Source organism: Lactiplantibacillus sp. 7.2.4 (assembly GCF_018991185.1).
Taxonomy (GTDB): domain Bacteria; phylum Bacillota; class Bacilli; order Lactobacillales; family Lactobacillaceae; genus Lactiplantibacillus; species Lactiplantibacillus pentosus.
Window position 1 is genome coordinate 55,442 of record NZ_JAGYGS010000010.1, and the last position, 15,960, is coordinate 71,401.

Here is a 15,960-nt window from a genome sequence, read left to right on the forward strand (position 1 = left end):
CTTATGGTCAGGAAGGTACCATAAAAGTCTGTTTCCTGCTGACTTAGAAACTGGCGTGCACTGCGCTTAAGTCATCGTCCCCCAACCATCATCGCTACGACCACAAAAAATTGGCAGCCACCAATTTACGATGACTGCCAATAAGATCTCAATTTTACGCTAAAAATTTTAGCCAAATCTCAGTAAACCATTCAATTCTACCCGTTTAGCCTATGCGACCTGCTGCCCAAGATGCTTCTTCTTCGGCGCCGTCTTCACATTCTTAACGTCATTGTCTGAGAAGCCGAACATCCAAGTCAATGCGAAGGCGACAATCAAGTCAGCTGCGGATGCAATCAAGAAACCGTAGAAGCTGAAGTCGATGCCCTTCGGATTGAAGAAGGAGGTGAATCCAATCAGGGAGCCGGCAAAGCCCCACATGTTGACGTTAAAGAGTCCAGTCAAGAACCCACCGACCGCACCACCGATACTTGCGGTGATGAAGGCCCGACCGTATTTCAAGTTGATCCCGTACATTGCAGGTTCAGTGACACCGCAGAAAGCTGAAATCGTCGCTGGCCATGCGAGTTCCTTGATGTTAGCGAATTTAGACTTCAAGGCAATGGCCAAGACCGCACCACCTTGCGCGACCATCGTTGCAGAAACGATGGCGTTCAGGTAACTGTGACCCGTTGTAGTAATGTCGTTGACCACGATTGGAATGATCGCCCAGTGTAGCCCGAAGATAACCAGTACTTGGTAGAACCCACCAATAATCAAGCCAGAGATAGCCGGACTTAGTTTGTAAATCGCCACGATTCCGGCAGCTAAAGCGCCAGATAACGCAGTAATGACTGGGCCGAGAATCAGGATAATCGCACCAGAAATCAAGACAACTTCAAACAGTGGCACAAAAATCATCCGTAGCACCGTTGGAATCACCCGTTTGAGCCATGGTTCCAACTTACTTGCTAACCAGGCCCCCGCAATCATTGGGAAGATCGAGTACGTGTAGGAAGCCACGTGTACCGGGATTCCGAAGAAGTTGGCATTGATCGCCATCCCTAACAGGTGTCCGGTCACCTTACCAGTCGTCGCCATCCCAACGATGGCTGGATAAGTGAGCACCCCACCAACAATTCCCATGATAACGGGATCCGCACCGAGTTTTTTAGCAGCCGTGAAGCCCACGAAAATCGGTAGGAAGTAGAAGACCGAGTCGCCCATCGCGTTGATGATAACGTAGGTCGGCGTGGTTGCCGAAACTATCTTGAAATTAGTCAGTAACGACAGAATCCCTTTTAAGATACCAGAAGCGGCCAACAAGCCAATCACTGGTATCATGGAGCCCGTGATGACCCCAATCAGACTGCTAAACCCGTGTTTCACTTTCTGCCACGGCGACATCTTCTGCCAGGCGAGCCGGTTCGCTTCCTTTTCCATCGCAACGGCGGAGGCATCCGCGTCACCAAAGCCAGCCCCAAGCTGCCCAACGATCGCATCATAGACGTCGTTAACTGCGGGACCAATCACCACTTGATACTGACCACCCGCCTTAGCCACATCGATGACACCCTTGAGATTGCGAATCGTGTCATCGTCCGCCTTGCCTTCGTCTTTCAAGTAAAAACGAACTCGGGTAATGCAGTGGATGACACTCTTGATATTGACCGGTCCACCTACTTGGGCAATGATTTGAGTGGCGAGTTCATCGTACTTGCCACCCTGGCCCTTAACGATAGGCTGTGCCGGCACGTCCTCTTTGAGTTCAACGACCGCGCCAACGACACCCGCACGGACTTCACCGACTTCTGGTGTCAGCTTGGTGACGTGATCCACCGAATTCGTAACGGCCATAATGACGGTGGTGGCCTTATGCGCATTCGCAATCGCCATCAGATCCATCGTGGCAATTTTGTCACCCGCTTCCACGGTATCCCCGACATGGACGGTGACGGTAAACGGTGGGTTCTCCGCCAATTCGACCGTATCGATTCCTAAATGCACGAGCACTTCCAGACCATTGTTCCCCGTAAAACCGATGGCGTGAAGGCTAGCCGCCACCATCGTTACCTTACCACTGATTGGCGCAACGACCTGGCCCTCAGTTGGTTCAATCCCAAAGCCTTCGTCCATCATGCCTTGTGAAAATACTGGATCGTGGACCGCCTTAAGCGGAACTAGCTGCCCTGCGACCGGCGTTAATAAATGCACTTGCTTCATAGCGATTCTCCCCCTTTGACTCAATTAATCGCGTTGTTAACAAACCAAGCTCAACGACCACTGGCGATTAAAAATAGCTAATACGACCCCGAACAACCAATCGTCGTTGACCTAACTCACCAAGTCACGCCTTTAACTATAAAAGCGTTTTCTTTTATAAATCTAATAATAACCGCCCCCATTCGGACGGTCAATCAAACCCGTTTGAAATCCAGCGGTTCTGACTAGATTCAGAGCTTACTTAATTAGTTTGCCAAACCTTTAGAATCAAGTGTTAATCGTTGCGTTGCCAAGGATGAGTGTGCAAAATCAGCCGCAGTCTTGACATTCTTGCCGAAATCCACGACCAATGCATGAAACTCCCATGCCGTCGTCAAATCGTAGTCCCGCGCCTGCATAATCAACTGCTGCGCACGCATGTAGTTACTGGGTAACGGTTGGTTGAGCCATGTGAACAAGCGCCGCAAGTACGTATCAACGATAATCGTCGGCTGATGAAAGACATACATGCTAAAATAGTCGGCCGTCTCGTCACCAATACCTCGTAGCGCCTTCAATTCACTGCGGAGCTGCGTTGCCGGTAGCGCCCGCATCCGTGCCAGATCAAACTCATATCTGCCGCACCACGCCGCCAGACTTTTCAATGTCGGCACCTTGCGCGTATAGAAGCCCGCGGGTTTGACCAATTTCGTCAGCGTCTCATCACTTAAAGCTAGTAGCCGTTCAGGGTCAAAGCCAGTCGCCGTCTTCAAATTCCCCAGCGCATAATCTACATTGCGCCAATTGGTGTTCTGAACTAGGATGCCACCCCATAAAATCTCCCACGGCGTTTCGGCCGGTGGGACACCATCTTCGAGCCAATGCCGCGGGCCCATCGCCGCTAATAGTTGTTGATATAAGGTTTCAATTGTCATTTTCTATGCTCCTTGGAATCAGTTCTGTTAACGTCATGTTAACTAAAAAAAGCCGTAGCGGCAAAATTCCGATCCGCTACGACCATATTACTTGATGCTATTTAGGTTAATCGTCGGCAACAACGCTGCGCTTTACGGCTAAGACAATGTCAGCCTTGTGATTTTCTGGTTTGACCTTTTCTTCAAAGTCCAATTCGGCGTCCTTAAATAAGTTTTGAATCTCAGTGTTCACTAACGGCAAGTCGCGTGGATCACCAGCCTGCTGACGAATATAGACCACGTATTGATCTGGTAATTCTTCCAAATCATATTCAACATCTTCATCATTTAAAATGACATAAATCAGCTTACGTTCTTTGTTCATCTGAAACTTCCCCTTATCCATATAATTGATCCGAATTAGTCGCGAACAGCTAATTGGTGAGCAAACTTAAGGTAATCTGCAACACAATGATCGAGCCATGCCACCACTTTGTCATCCGTAATCTGTCCAGCGGCATTCATCTTGGCTTGAACGGTGCTTAGCAAGAATTCATCGCCCGGTAAGACGCGCATACCAACGCCTGGTGAATCCAGAATTTGGCGCAAATGACTCTGCGCCCGTACGGTTCCTAAGGGTCCCATGGTCGCGCCTAGAATCATCGCCGGTTTACCGATCAACGGTCGCTCGACACGTGACAACCAGTCAATGGCGTTGCCCAGCACCCCAGGAATACTATGATTGTATTCCGGTGTGACAAAAATCACACCATCGGCTGCTAAGACTGACTGCTTGAATGCCTGAACATCCGCCGGTGCTTCTAATTCAATATCCTGATCGTAGTAAGGTAACTCACTGAGATTCGGAATCGTGACGTCCATCTGATCCGCATAACGTTTTTGGACAAACGTTGCCAGTCGCCGGTTATACGAGGAACGTCGAATACTTCCGACAAGTGCGACAATCTTCATCGTGTTCAAACTCCTTTAAGTTGTAGTTAACTTTAGTATACCCCTTTTTCTGGTAATGGTCGGAACCGGTTTCAAAAAAATACGATTCTTTTAGGACAACGCAAGCTTGGTTGACCACGTGACTGTTGCCACCGTCGTACTAGTTGAAATCATTTACGTTGACGACAATAATTATTTTAATCCGCAGGCCAGCACCCTAATGATTTTCAATCATGAGTGACTCAAGTCCGGTTTGAACGGCACATTAATAAATTTTCAAAAATGTTTCTTAACTTTTTCCAAAAACAAACTGCCGTACCTATCGCATTGAATTGAGTCTGCTATACTAATGATTAGAGAAAATGATTGGGGGGTTAATCGTGTATTATCGTGGTGAAGCACTTGATTTTTTAAATATGTTACATACAACTGGCACCGCACCACTCATGCGTTCACGCATCGTCTTTTCCAGCCAGATCGATGTTGAACGACTTAAGGCTGCCGTTCTCACTTCCGCACAAGTCGTGCCCGAGATTTTCGGCCACTACCAAGTTGACCGTAATTGCTTCGTCGTTACTGATCAACCAGTCAACCAAGTGATCCAAGAAGTTCAGAGCCCGTACAGTCCTGAAAATACTGATTTTGACTTTACGAACGGGCCCCAGTTGCGACTCTTCGTCATCCATCATGGCGATTACGATGTCTTGCAGGCTTTTATGAGTCACCTGCTGACTGACAATCGGGGCTTCAAAGAATACTTATATTTACTCGCACAAGCCTACAATGAAGAAGACCTGACTAACCTCCATAATGAGCGTCGTTTACGGCCAATTATCACCAAGATTCAGCGGCAATTCTCCCGACCACGCGGACACGCCCCAATGGTGACTGGCATGGTGAAACTACCCCACTATCCGGGTATCAATCTCCGCCACGGTGGTCACGTCATGCTGAGCAGTACGCAATTCATGCGCGTCCGTCGTGTGGCTAAAGCTCAAGATGTCGGTATTAGCGAAGCAATCCTGGCTGCTTACGCCAAAGCCCTCCAAGTCCTGACTGGCCACACCACGGTGACGTTACCCTGCCCAATTGATTTACGCCGATTCACCGCGGAAACCGCAGACGTCACCCAAGTCGCTAACCTGACCGTCAACGTCTTTCTCACGATCCGCGTTGATATCGACGCACCCTTCAACGACTTAGTGAAGCAAGTCCACGATTTATTGACGGTTGAACGAACCCGGGTCGCGTTCCTATATCGCCTCAGCAATTTACAAAAAATGAACCATACGATGCCAATCACCGTCATGCGCAAAATGACCAATCGCTGGCTCCCGCAGCCCGCTTTGCGCTACACCAACTTTGGTGTGATCGACCAACAACGCCTGCGTTTTCACGGGCTATCAGTCGTTAACTGCGTCTTTTCCGGTGCTTTCCATCCCTCACCAACCATGGAGATTGCCGCGAGCACCTTCGCCGGAACATGTACGTTAAGCTTCAACAGTACCGGCTCCGAACGCGATTATCAGCTTTCAATGAAGATTTTGGAGAACATCCAGGCGCAATTGCTCGTCTGGGCCCAAACCAAGCCACAACCAGCCGTGGCCGAAACCGATGCAACGACATTGCGTCATCAAACTTAATTTTGTAACCTAAAGAGCAGTCACTTCCGATTTGGAGTGACTGCTCTTTTAGTAGGCTAGTTTTGGTTGGTAAGTGCGCCTGGGTGACCTGGCTGCCTTGAATCGGCCTATTTCATGTGAAACCCAATTCTCTGGCCAGCCATCCGCCGCGATGAACGCCAGAAGTCTCTCGCGCCAATCATAGGCGGTTGTCAGCCAATTCATGATGACTACTCAGATACAACCTGAACGATGATTTCCCGCTCGTTTCAGCGTAAGTAATGGCTCAGCTGATAAATGGTCGCTCGCCGTGACTGTGTCGGCAGCGGATGCCTGTGTCGCTGATAACGAACTATTGTGGGCCCCTGAATCGCATAGTTCCGAAAACTGGGGCGCAGCGGCGTCACGATGGCGTCAGCTTGCGAACTAGCCGCAAGACTAACGCGAATGGCAGTTGCTGGTAGACGCATGCCGCGCAAATTACTGAGAAAGCCGTCATACAAGCGCCAGAGTGCCCCTGCCGTGGGTGTCCAGACCGCTTTGCCAGTCGGTGGTAACAGCTGGAATCTTAAAGTCATCTGGCGAGAATCAGCGCTCAAGAGGACCGGACGAATCGCCAGCTGATTGGCACGCGTTTGCATCGTTGCCAACGTCAGTTCCGTTGGTGTGATTTGATAACTAACTTCGAAGATTGGGAACCGGTCATCTGGCTCCACGCCAGCTTCACATTCACTTGTTAGCCGCTGAATCACGCGCGTCATCGCTTCTAATCCGAGTACATAGGCTTGCTCATACCGTACGCGCTCAATTGGTAAGGCTGGAACAATTGCTTGTGTCATATGACCACCTCCATCAGAATTCAACTTAATTATCGTTAGTTTACTCACTCATCCACCCCCAGTAAAGGGGTTTCATGAATTTCGTTAATTAATTTTGTCAAAAGTTTTATCTAGTAATGTTTCTAAATTGGAATCCTTCTAAAAAGTGTGGTTTAATAAGGGTGAATATGATAAAAGGAGGTATCGCGTCGTGGCAGAAGATATGTTGACCCAAGCCTTGCAGCAATTAAAGGACCACAAGATTCGTGTAACGCCGCAACGGCAAATTATTCTTAATTATTTGATTACTCACCATAATCATCCATCCGTCGAAACAATTTATCAGGAGTTAGCGAGTCAGTTACCTAATCTTAGTCTCGCAACCGTGTATAACACCTTGAAACTCTTCGTGGACTTAGGGATCGTCATCGAGCTCCAAAATGGCGATGCCGGCACCCACTACGACTTTTTCGGGCGCCCACACTATCACGTTGTTTGTGAAAATTGCGGTAAAATCACCGACGTTTTTGAGCCAGACCTCCGCAATGTCGAAGCCAAGGCCGCGGAACTCTCCGGTTATTTAGTCACGGGCCATAACATGGAAGTCTACGGATTGTGCCCTGACTGCCAGAAATTGCTCAATGTCACTAAGACGACTGATTTGAAACGGTTGAAGTTAACGCATAGTGAATAATTGATTGTAAACGAAATGATTGCGACCTGATTAGTTATCAAGTTGCAATCATTTTGTCGTTTACGTTAACTCAACATCCGCCCACTCGCGGCCTAGTGTTGTGGCACCTCTTCCAACATCCCGTAAAATTGTGATTTGTCGGAAAAGTCAGCCGTGTAGGCCCCGTTTAGTCCAGCTTTTTGACCAATGGTTCCCAAATCAATCATGAGTTTTTCTTCGTCATCAGGAAAGTGCAACCGGCCCTTAATGGCAACACTTCGTATATAGTTGACCAGCCGATTGACCAGTGCTTCCGGATTCCGAACCGTTCCGATCTTTTTATCGACTTGCGCGAGAACGTCAATGATGTCCAACAAATCCCCCGATTGGTCAGGCCATTCACTCAATTTGACAATCAGTCCTTGAATATCCCGTTGTGCTTGTTGCCGCAATTCTACTTCTTTCTGCATCGCGAATAATCCCCCTACTTGCAAACTTGAGCTTTCATAACAACTAATTAATCTCAAGTCACAATTATTTTGATTCCCATCTTCATTGTACACGCTTGCTAATGAAGCGGGGCATCATCATCATAAACGTCAACGATTCACTCATAAACGTCAAAATCAGTCGAACAATGTCGCAATATTCAGACGGTTCACTTAACTGAAGCATGCGGTTCTTAACCGGTGTAGCTTAAATCTCCGTAATGAAAAAAGCCCGAGCAACACTCAGACTTTTCAACTGACCCATTAATTCGCTAGCTAGCCTAACGTTCTTGACCAAACATAAAATATAGCCATGGGCCGATTGGTTGAACAAATGCTAATAGCAACCATCCTAAGCGATGACCATGCCGGAACGATTTCGCCCGTAACACATCCGCGACCACAATCGTCGTTGCCGTGATTTCTAATGCTGCAATCGGTAGCAAGCGTTGCTGTAAGCGTCGTTTGACTTTCGGTGGCATTGCACGCCGTTCTTGTTTGTGATGACCACATAAATGCATTGTCAAGCACCTCCCTGATTAGTTGGTTTCATTATACGCGCTTAATCAAGAAAGCGCTATCTTGACTGGTATCCTTTGGGAGTGTGTTCCACAAATTTCGTACTAGCAATCGTGAATTCGTCGATCACCTTGGTCCCGTGCATCAGTTGCCGCGTGGTCACACCGACCTGGCCACGATCGATTGTAATGATTTGGTAACTACTACCTTCGTAGACGTAGTGCTGGTGCGGATCGTGACAATCAATCGCGTAGGCGGCTGAGCCTGCAACCGCGTTCAAAATATTGTCCCCAATTAAGTACTGCGTGGCAAAATGAACGTGGCCGGAAAAGACGCCACCCAAGTTATGCCCGCGTAAGACGGAAAGTAGCGCTGGGGTATTTTGCAAGATCGCATAGTGCATATTCGTCAATGTGGGCCCATCTAACGGATGGTGTAAGAAGATAAAGGCCCGTTTCGTCGGCGCCTGGCGTAAATGCTTGCCGAGCCACTGCAGCTGGGCCGGAGCTAACCAACCGGCCTCGTAGCCGCTGACCTTGGAGTCCAAGAAATAAAAATCATTATTGCCGATTCGCATCCGACTCGCATAATACGGGCCGGGGTCCGCCGGCAAGTAGCCTTCATAAAAAGCGGCGCGCTGGTCATGGTTTCCTAAAATCACGCGCACGTGACAATCGAACTCCGCTTCCATCGTATGGACGATAGCGTGCAACCGTTGATAGTCATCGGCACTGCCATCATGAATCAAGTCTCCGGTAAAGACGATCAAATCCGGTGATGTTGGTAATTGGCGGATGTCTTCGATGATATTCGCTAACTTGGCCCAGGGATCATACTGTTGGCCGTGTACTGGAACTTGGCCGCGTGGGGTTAAATGTAGATCAGAAATCTGAACAACTTGTAAAGGACGCAATTCGATCCTCCCTCTCATACTTTAATCACCATATGGTTACCTCTAATATAGCGAGCCAACGTAAAGTTTTACCAACCTTCATATAAAGTAACTGTAAAGTTTATGCAAACGTCTCTTTACGCACGGCAAACTAGCCCCGTCATGGCGCTATTAACTAGGCACTGGCTGAGAACCAGGCATGAGACTGACAGTTAGGTCTGCGGTTGCTGAACAAGCGTGGGACTGATAACTAGATCTACGGTCGCTGACCAGTCACGGGGCTGATAACTAGGTCTGTAGCTGCTGAACAAGCGCGCGACTGATTACTAGGTCTGTAACTACTGACCAGGCGTGATCACGCTAAAATTTACAGTTGACAACGACCCGTTAAGTCGCCACCATTGAAGTAAGATTTGATCATACAAGTGAGGGATTATTTTGAAAAATATGTTTGTTGGGCCCCACGTGGCCTTAGCCGTGCCACAACCAGAAGACTTTGATGAAATTAGTGACTGGTATACGGACGCTGATTTCGTTCGTAAAATGGACACCGCGGCGGCGCGGCCGCTTACGGGCGAAGACCTTGAACGGACTTACCGCAACCTGGACCGTCATACGGAATACTATTTTCATATTCATAGTCTTGAAGACGACCACTTAATGGGCTTCGTGACCCTCTTCAACATCGAATGGAACAACCAGATTGCCCAGCTGGCGATTGCAATTGGAGACCCTGAAGAACGTGGTCATGGCTATGGGACCGAAGCGCTGAGCTTGATTCTCAACTATGCTTTTAACGAATTGAACCTTTATAAGGTCTGTTTGGACGTCATCGCAACAAACACCGCGGCCATCGCTGTTTATCAGAATAGTGGCTTCGAATTTGAGGGCACAAACAAGCGCGCTATCAAGCGTGACGGGCAACGCATCGACCTTCATCACATGGGATTATTTGCGGATGATTTTCAGCCTAGAGTCACTTTAAACTAATTAATCAGCTCAATTAGTTGCAGCCAATAACTTTTGCAATTATAATAGTCGCAGATTGATAGAAAGTGACCAACTAACTATCGATCCTTAATATTCTTTAGTTTTTTAGATTATGGGTGCGTTGCTGCCATAACGTACCACAATAATCACTTTCATTCATAGACTCCCCCAAGTCTAATGAATGGGGTTCATCAAAGCCCCCACTTTGATGTTTCCTACTCCTTGACCACTACATCCGCTGATGTGGTGGCTTTTTTATTATCCAAACGCAACCTGGCAAGGATGGCGGCCATTCAACAGCGTGTTGTTTTCGCCCGTATCTAAAAAAGCCACTACCGATAATTACCGGTAACGGCCTGCTATCACGAGCTCGTCATAGCCAAAACGAGTTCAAGTGCCCTCGTTTCGATTAGATCCAACTGGTACCCAATCTACTCGCAAGTAAATTATGTGCCACCAAGATTTAATCTTCTTCAACTTCCATCTGATTACTGCTTCGTCGCGCTGCTAGCCATTCTTTGACTTGAATCAAAACCCAGGCGATTCCCGCGGTAAACAACAATAACATCAACGTCGAAACGATAATCACAATCACGATTTGAACACCTTCCGCTTTCAACACGTCTAATTTCGTCACCAACGCGATTCCTGATGGGATAAAAATCAGACTGATGAATTGAACGAAAAAGTTACTAACGCCGGCAACCTGCTCAAGCTTGACCACTTTGAACGTCAACAACAGGTATAACATGATCATTCCAATGAGCGGCGTTGGCATTGGAAATGCGGGCCAGAGTTTGTTGGCTAAATTAGCAATCAAACTACTAGCTAATAAAATCAAGCCGTAAATGACAATTTGTTTAATAAATGCGCCTTTTTTCATCGAATCCCTCCCGGACCGTCTAGCCTAACCCAATCAACTGTGCAAAACCTGGAACCATAAAATTGACCAAAATTCCCGCAACGACGAAGGCAATCGCCCCTGTCGCACCCGCGGCCTCGCTGACTTCAATCGCTTTGGTGGCCCCGACGGCGTTACCCGCGATACCAAAGCCCAGTCCCGCGCCCAGCGGATTTTTGTGGAGTTTGAACCACCGAATAAAATGGTCGCCTAACGCGTAGATCAGAACTGAATTCAGAATCACGGCAAACGCGGCAATTGCTTGATCCCCGCCCACCGATTCAGCGACAGGCAAGGCAATCGCGGTCGTGGCTGCTTGAACTAACATCGCGCCCAGCGCCGCATCGGTCAATCCAAGTAAGCGAGACACACCGTAAATCCCGAATAATGACAATAACAAGCCAATCGCGAGGGCCATCAAGATGACATCCCAGTGTTTCTTAAAAATATCATTACGCTTATACAGTGGGACGGCAAACGATACCGTGGCAGGCGCCACAAACCAGAATAGCCAATCGCCACCAACTTGGTACGCTTCATAAACTTTTTGCACGGGTGCCTTAAGAATCGACGCAATCAATACCAATAAACCAATCCCGAGCAGCATTCCAAAGAACAATGGTTGGAATAACACAAAGCGATTTGTTTTGTGATAGAAATACTCGCCAATCCCATAAACTAAGACCGACAACCCGATCCCGAAAAACGGATTATTGAGAAGATAACTCACATAAGTTCCTACTTTCTTTTGGTGAAAAAGAGTGACAAAAAAGGTGCCCCATCCGGGTCTAGTCATCATTAAAATGGTGGTTAGGCTCAGAACAGTGCACCAACACGGTTCTTATTTATTATTCATTAATCATAACACATCAAAGCATTCTTTAATAGTAGTGCGTCCTGTCAAATTTAATCGACGGTATAGAACATCAACGCGTAAGCGCCAACACCCGTGTGAGTCGCAATAATTGGACTAGTTCGTGCAACCAGTAAATCAGCTTGGGGCACGACCTGCTGAAGGAGCTTTTCAGGCGCTTCCGCAACGCTTGGTTCCCCCACGTACGAAATTCCGGCTGCTTCGACCCGGGTCGCATCCGCCAATTGGTCTAGGATTTGGGCCTGCGCTTTAATCAGCGCTTTCTTCCCCCGACCGCGCGTATAGAATTTTAATTTTCCATCGACTAATTCAAAGACAAATTTTAATTTGATCAAGTTCGTGACCACCCCTGCCAACTTCGGCACCCGGCCACCTTTGACCAAATTATCCAGGGTATCCACGAATAAATAAGTCTTGGTGTGTTGCCGAATCACCGCGATTTTAGCTAAAATGGCCGCCATATCCGCTCCGGCGTGGGCCATCCGCGCAGCCGTCAACACTTGAAAAGACATGCCCCGGTCAGCGGCTTGGGTATCGATGACGGTCACATCACCACTAGCCAACTTAGCTGCTTGCCGGGCTGCGTTCACCGTTCCGCTCAACGTCTCGGTCAGATGAAGGGATAAGACTTGGCTGCCATCCTTCGTCAGCGCGTCGTAGCAGGTCACAAAGTCACCGATTGGCGGTTGACTAGTCGTAGGCAGAATCGGGCTGACTGCCATCTGTTGATCGAATTCAGCCGCGCTGACCGCTGTATCCGCAATCAAGTCGCCACCGAACCCCACGAGTAACGGAACAACTTCAATATCATACTGTTCAATCTCGGCCGCCGTTAATTGGACCGAAGAATCGGTGACGATTTTAATTGTCATATTTTAGAAAACACCTTTCAATCAATTTGTGCCGAATTATAGCATCTCGACCAAACCACATCGTAGTTATCCTGTTATATCAACGTTTCAAGCCACTTCTGTCTTTCCGACTAGTCTTATTTTGTTATAAACTTTGTAAAAATCATCATATTTAGCATTCAACTGACCGCACTTTTTCGTCGGGAAATCACGTTTTTAAAAATTTCCCGTCACACTTTCTTCATGCATCGCCGCTATACTATGTTTATAGTCATTAAGGAAATCCCAATCCTTAACGACCCCCTAACTTTAATGATTACTTCCCCAAGTAATGATGTGTGTGTACTTAATTACATTTTTACCGATTTACTTCCCTTTTCCTCCGTATTTCCCCGATACGGAGGTTTTTATTTTGTTCTGATATGCATTGTGCTAGTTATCCTTTAGCATTAAAGCGGATTAAATCATGCCATTTGTTGACTTACTGTTCGTCAGCCGGTGTGCTTCCATACTCCGACTTACGGGGCCGGGTGACAATTGCCAATGACCAACTTTCAGATTTTAAGTGGACACCTTGCTCGAACTTGTCGTTAAACTAACGCGCAAATCATTCGACGCACGAAAACTTCTGAATAATTTAAACAATCGCCGCGTAAACTAAAATAGCGGCGCCCAGCCACCGGCCAAAACCAGTCACTGAACGTCACTATCGCAACACTAATACGAACTATTTCATTTTCTCAAGGTCTTCCGGGACGATAAAAAAGCTCACTTGCCCAGTTTCCAAATCAACGTGGGCTTTGACTTCTACACCCTTAGGAAAAATCCAACCTTTTCCAGTATCCAACTTAAGCGGCATCTCTCCATACGTCTTGGTCCGATACGTCTTTTCCATAGAAAGCTCCTTCTCACTTTGCCAATAGCGATTAACTGGGTTCATTATATAATCTGCAGACATTTTCGGATAGTAAAGACACTTTACAATGACTTTCTTCAGTAGGCATGTCGCCACAAATCTGATAAAATACGGATTAACATCAAACCAATAGGAGGATTGGACTTTGTTCTATTCATTTTTTGACCCAACTTATTTACTCGTGATCCTTGGGTTGGTCATCTCAATGGCTGCCTCGGGTTACGTCAACAGTACCTTCCGCCACTATGATGCCTACCGGAGCCAATCCGGAACGTCGGGGACCGATGCGGCCCGTTTCATCCTCAGTCAATCTGGGATTACCGATGTGGGCGTCCAAAAAATCAGCGGTGACCTGACCGATAACTATAATGGACAGACAAAAGTCCTCAGCTTGTCAGAAGCAACCGCTGACTCCACCTCAGTCGCCGCAATCGGGGTCGCTGCTCACGAATGCGGACACGCCGTTCAAGATAACGTCGGCTACTGGCCAATGCGACTACGGACTGCTTTAGTTCCCGTCGCCAACATCGGGTCGTCACTATCATTACCGCTGATTATTATTGGCGTCTTGCTTAGTTACAACCAGTCCCTGATTCACTTGGGAATCGCGCTCTTCTCATTGGCGTTACTATTTCAATTAGTCACGCTACCCGTTGAATTCAACGCCTCACGTCGCGCCTTACAGATTTTATCAGATGGTCAAGTGCTAACCCGCGATGAAGTCCCGATGGTACGTAAAGTGCTCGTTGCGGCTGCTTTAACCTACGTCGCAGCGGCACTGTCGACATTCTTACAATTGCTTCGCCTGATCATCTTGTTCGGTGGCAATCGAGACGACAACTAACTTGCATCTGCTCAATCAGATCAATGATCTACTTTAAAAAGAACGCCCGATTAACAGTCATTTTTGTCAAACTGATTGCTAATCGGGCGTTCTTTTAAGTTTCACTTGGGCTGCTCGGCCCTTGCGTCCTAACATTAGTCGGATTTGTGTTCATGAGTACGTCATTGGTTAGAGTTGTGTTCGTGAGCAGGTAAATCGCTTCCGTCTAGTTTTCAGGAGACTTGCAGAATAACCTACGCAATTGACTGTTGGATTTCTTACGACTGCCGCTTCATTTAGGCATTAACGCAGCATAGGTCCACTCGTTACAACCTACGCTACCTGATAATTCTTCAAATGCTTAACAAAGCCTTTCCCTTTTTTTCACGGGATTAGAGACATTCAGTCACAAATTCTTCACACAACCTCGGTATGATTACATCATAGCAATTGAGGTTAACTCAATCAGCTATAACACAACCTAAAATTTTTCATTTACTCCTCCAAAGTAATGAAATTCATAGTAACATGTGATTCCCCGTCACATGTTTACCCTACTCCTTTTTCCACCGTATTCCCCGATACGGTGGTTTTTGATTTTTATGCATTTTTCAGTTTGAATCGTTGATATATAAGTGCTTGATAATTCCAGAATTCTGTATATATGCATATAATTTCCACGATTGGGGGAACTTTTGGGGGAGATTTTCAATAAAAAAATAAATGACACGGCAATGTATTCACCCTAAAAGGACCACCGGCTAAGGCGATAATTTTCATTTTAGCTACCGCTCTAACAATTAATGTAATAAATGATTAATTTTAATTAAAATATTAGTTAATTAATTGACTGACTTGTTGTATGATAGAATTCTGTCAAAATATCGGTGCTTTTAGTACCACAACATAAGGGGAATTATACACAATGATCAATAACGCTAATTTACGGGGACAATTGACCAATGAAGAAGTACTTGTGCTTAACTCTGAAATCGAACTACGGAAGAAGTCAGCATTGATTACCTACCTACTCTGCCTATTCATCGGCACATTAGGCGCTCATCGTTACTACGTGGGCAAAACTGGTTCGGCAATCGCCATGACCTTGATTACGGTGCTGACATTAGGCTTTGGCGCCATTGTGACGGGAATCTGGGCACTAGTTGACTTATTTCTGATCAACGGTTGGCTACAAGATGACCGCTCACAAATTGAAGCCAACACGATTCAAACCATCTTGAACAAGCGGTAAGGTCGTGTAAGTATGGCGTGCTAACTGCGTGGCTAATCGCTAGCAACCATCAAACATTGCGATCAGGTTTAAATCAACAAAAATGCCACTAATCAGCACCTAACACCGGCCAGGATTGCACTTATTAACCCAGCCACACCGCAATATTGACCACCCACAAGCAATTTTCTGATTTTTAGCCGCTCAAGTATGCAATTTAGTTACCTTTTAACGGTCAAACTACTATACTAAACATATAGTGACTGGACATCTCCTTCAGCCACTTGAACCTTTTTCATTTACTCCTCCAAAGTTA

The 15,960-nt window shown here is 46.9% G+C and carries 17 protein-coding genes; 5 read left to right on the forward strand and 12 right to left on the reverse strand.

The genetic code is table 11. The features are described 5' to 3' along the window. Window positions 1-210: 210 nt before the first annotated feature. The 4 genes from KGF70_RS05410 to KGF70_RS05425 form a co-directional block, all read right to left on the reverse strand. The gene (locus KGF70_RS05410) at window positions 211-2,202 is read right to left on the reverse strand and encodes a PTS glucose transporter subunit IIABC (RefSeq protein ID WP_216768975.1); all 1,992 of its coding nucleotides are present in this window, start codon (window positions 2,200-2,202) and stop codon (window positions 211-213) included. A 245-nt stretch (window positions 2,203-2,447) separates the two neighbouring features. Continuing rightward, a complete protein-coding gene (locus tag KGF70_RS05415) occupies window positions 2,448-3,116 on the reverse strand; it encodes an endonuclease III domain-containing protein (RefSeq protein ID WP_216768973.1) in 669 nt (222 codons plus the stop codon). Window positions 3,117-3,222: 106 nt separating this feature from the next. Beyond that, the gene (locus KGF70_RS05420; protein WP_003639864.1) at window positions 3,223-3,480 is read right to left on the reverse strand and encodes a hypothetical protein; all 258 of its coding nucleotides are present in this window, start codon (window positions 3,478-3,480) and stop codon (window positions 3,223-3,225) included. 35 nt (window positions 3,481-3,515) lie between these two features. Next, window positions 3,516-4,067 (reverse strand): NADPH-dependent FMN reductase, encoded by a 552-nt coding sequence (locus KGF70_RS05425; RefSeq protein WP_003639865.1) that lies wholly within the window; start codon window positions 4,065-4,067, stop codon window positions 3,516-3,518. A 341-nt stretch (window positions 4,068-4,408) separates the two neighbouring features. On the opposite strand from KGF70_RS05425, the gene KGF70_RS05430 reads away from it, so the two are divergent. Continuing rightward, window positions 4,409-5,689, forward strand: coding sequence for a hypothetical protein (locus KGF70_RS05430; protein WP_216768971.1), 1,281 nt, complete (start codon window positions 4,409-4,411; stop codon window positions 5,687-5,689). Between the two features lie 248 nt (window positions 5,690-5,937). On the opposite strand, the gene KGF70_RS05435 is transcribed toward KGF70_RS05430, so the two are convergent. After that, window positions 5,938-6,507 carry a hypothetical protein gene (locus KGF70_RS05435; RefSeq protein ID WP_216768969.1) on the reverse strand — a complete coding sequence of 190 codons (570 nt, stop codon included), beginning with the start codon at window positions 6,505-6,507 and terminating at the stop codon, window positions 5,938-5,940. Window positions 6,508-6,697: 190 nt separating this feature from the next. Here KGF70_RS05435 and KGF70_RS05440 point away from each other — a divergent pair, with 190 nt between their 5' ends. Then, a complete protein-coding gene (locus KGF70_RS05440) occupies window positions 6,698-7,180 on the forward strand; it encodes a Fur family transcriptional regulator (RefSeq protein ID WP_216768967.1) in 483 nt (160 codons plus the stop codon). Between the two features lie 92 nt (window positions 7,181-7,272). On the opposite strand, the gene KGF70_RS05445 is transcribed toward KGF70_RS05440, so the two are convergent. The 3 genes from KGF70_RS05445 to KGF70_RS05455 all read right to left on the reverse strand — a co-directional run bounded on the left by KGF70_RS05445 (window position 7,273) and on the right by KGF70_RS05455 (window position 9,097). After that, on the reverse strand, window positions 7,273-7,629 hold the full coding sequence (locus KGF70_RS05445; RefSeq protein WP_216768965.1) for a bacteriocin immunity protein: 357 nt from the start codon (window positions 7,627-7,629) through the stop codon (window positions 7,273-7,275). Window positions 7,630-7,928: 299 nt separating this feature from the next. Further along, a complete protein-coding gene (locus tag KGF70_RS05450) occupies window positions 7,929-8,168 on the reverse strand; it encodes a PLD nuclease N-terminal domain-containing protein (protein WP_181186370.1) in 240 nt (79 codons plus the stop codon). 56 nt (window positions 8,169-8,224) lie between these two features. After that, window positions 8,225-9,097 carry a metallophosphoesterase gene (locus KGF70_RS05455; RefSeq protein WP_181185795.1) on the reverse strand — a complete coding sequence of 291 codons (873 nt, stop codon included), beginning with the start codon at window positions 9,095-9,097 and terminating at the stop codon, window positions 8,225-8,227. A 408-nt stretch (window positions 9,098-9,505) separates the two neighbouring features. Between KGF70_RS05455 and KGF70_RS05460 the strand changes: the two genes are divergently transcribed. After that, window positions 9,506-10,048 (forward strand): GNAT family N-acetyltransferase, encoded by a 543-nt coding sequence (locus tag KGF70_RS05460; RefSeq protein WP_033619776.1) that lies wholly within the window; start codon window positions 9,506-9,508, stop codon window positions 10,046-10,048. Window positions 10,049-10,511: 463 nt separating this feature from the next. On the opposite strand, the gene KGF70_RS05465 is transcribed toward KGF70_RS05460, so the two are convergent. The 4 genes from KGF70_RS05465 to KGF70_RS05480 all read right to left on the reverse strand — a co-directional run bounded on the left by KGF70_RS05465 (window position 10,512) and on the right by KGF70_RS05480 (window position 13,569). After that, window positions 10,512-10,931, reverse strand: coding sequence for a CidA/LrgA family protein (locus tag KGF70_RS05465; RefSeq protein ID WP_216768963.1), 420 nt, complete (start codon window positions 10,929-10,931; stop codon window positions 10,512-10,514). Window positions 10,932-10,950: 19 nt separating this feature from the next. Further along, on the reverse strand, window positions 10,951-11,679 hold the full coding sequence (locus tag KGF70_RS05470) for an LrgB family protein (protein WP_050339897.1): 729 nt from the start codon (window positions 11,677-11,679) through the stop codon (window positions 10,951-10,953). Window positions 11,680-11,855: 176 nt separating this feature from the next. Continuing rightward, window positions 11,856-12,695 carry a DegV family protein gene (locus KGF70_RS05475; protein ID WP_050339898.1) on the reverse strand — a complete coding sequence of 280 codons (840 nt, stop codon included), beginning with the start codon at window positions 12,693-12,695 and terminating at the stop codon, window positions 11,856-11,858. A gap of 706 nt (window positions 12,696-13,401) precedes the next feature. Next, window positions 13,402-13,569: a hypothetical protein gene (locus KGF70_RS05480; protein WP_216768961.1), complete on the reverse strand. Its 168-nt coding sequence runs from the start codon at window positions 13,567-13,569 to the stop codon at window positions 13,402-13,404. A gap of 166 nt (window positions 13,570-13,735) precedes the next feature. Here KGF70_RS05480 and KGF70_RS05485 point away from each other — a divergent pair, with 166 nt between their 5' ends. Together KGF70_RS05485 and KGF70_RS05490 are read left to right on the forward strand one after the other, a co-directional pair. Further along, a complete protein-coding gene (locus KGF70_RS05485; RefSeq protein ID WP_003639877.1) occupies window positions 13,736-14,434 on the forward strand; it encodes a zinc metallopeptidase in 699 nt (232 codons plus the stop codon). A 904-nt stretch (window positions 14,435-15,338) separates the two neighbouring features. Continuing rightward, window positions 15,339-15,665, forward strand: a complete 327-nt coding sequence (locus KGF70_RS05490; RefSeq protein ID WP_065674885.1) for a TM2 domain-containing protein — start codon at window positions 15,339-15,341, stop codon at window positions 15,663-15,665. Window positions 15,666-15,960: the final 295 nt, after the last annotated feature.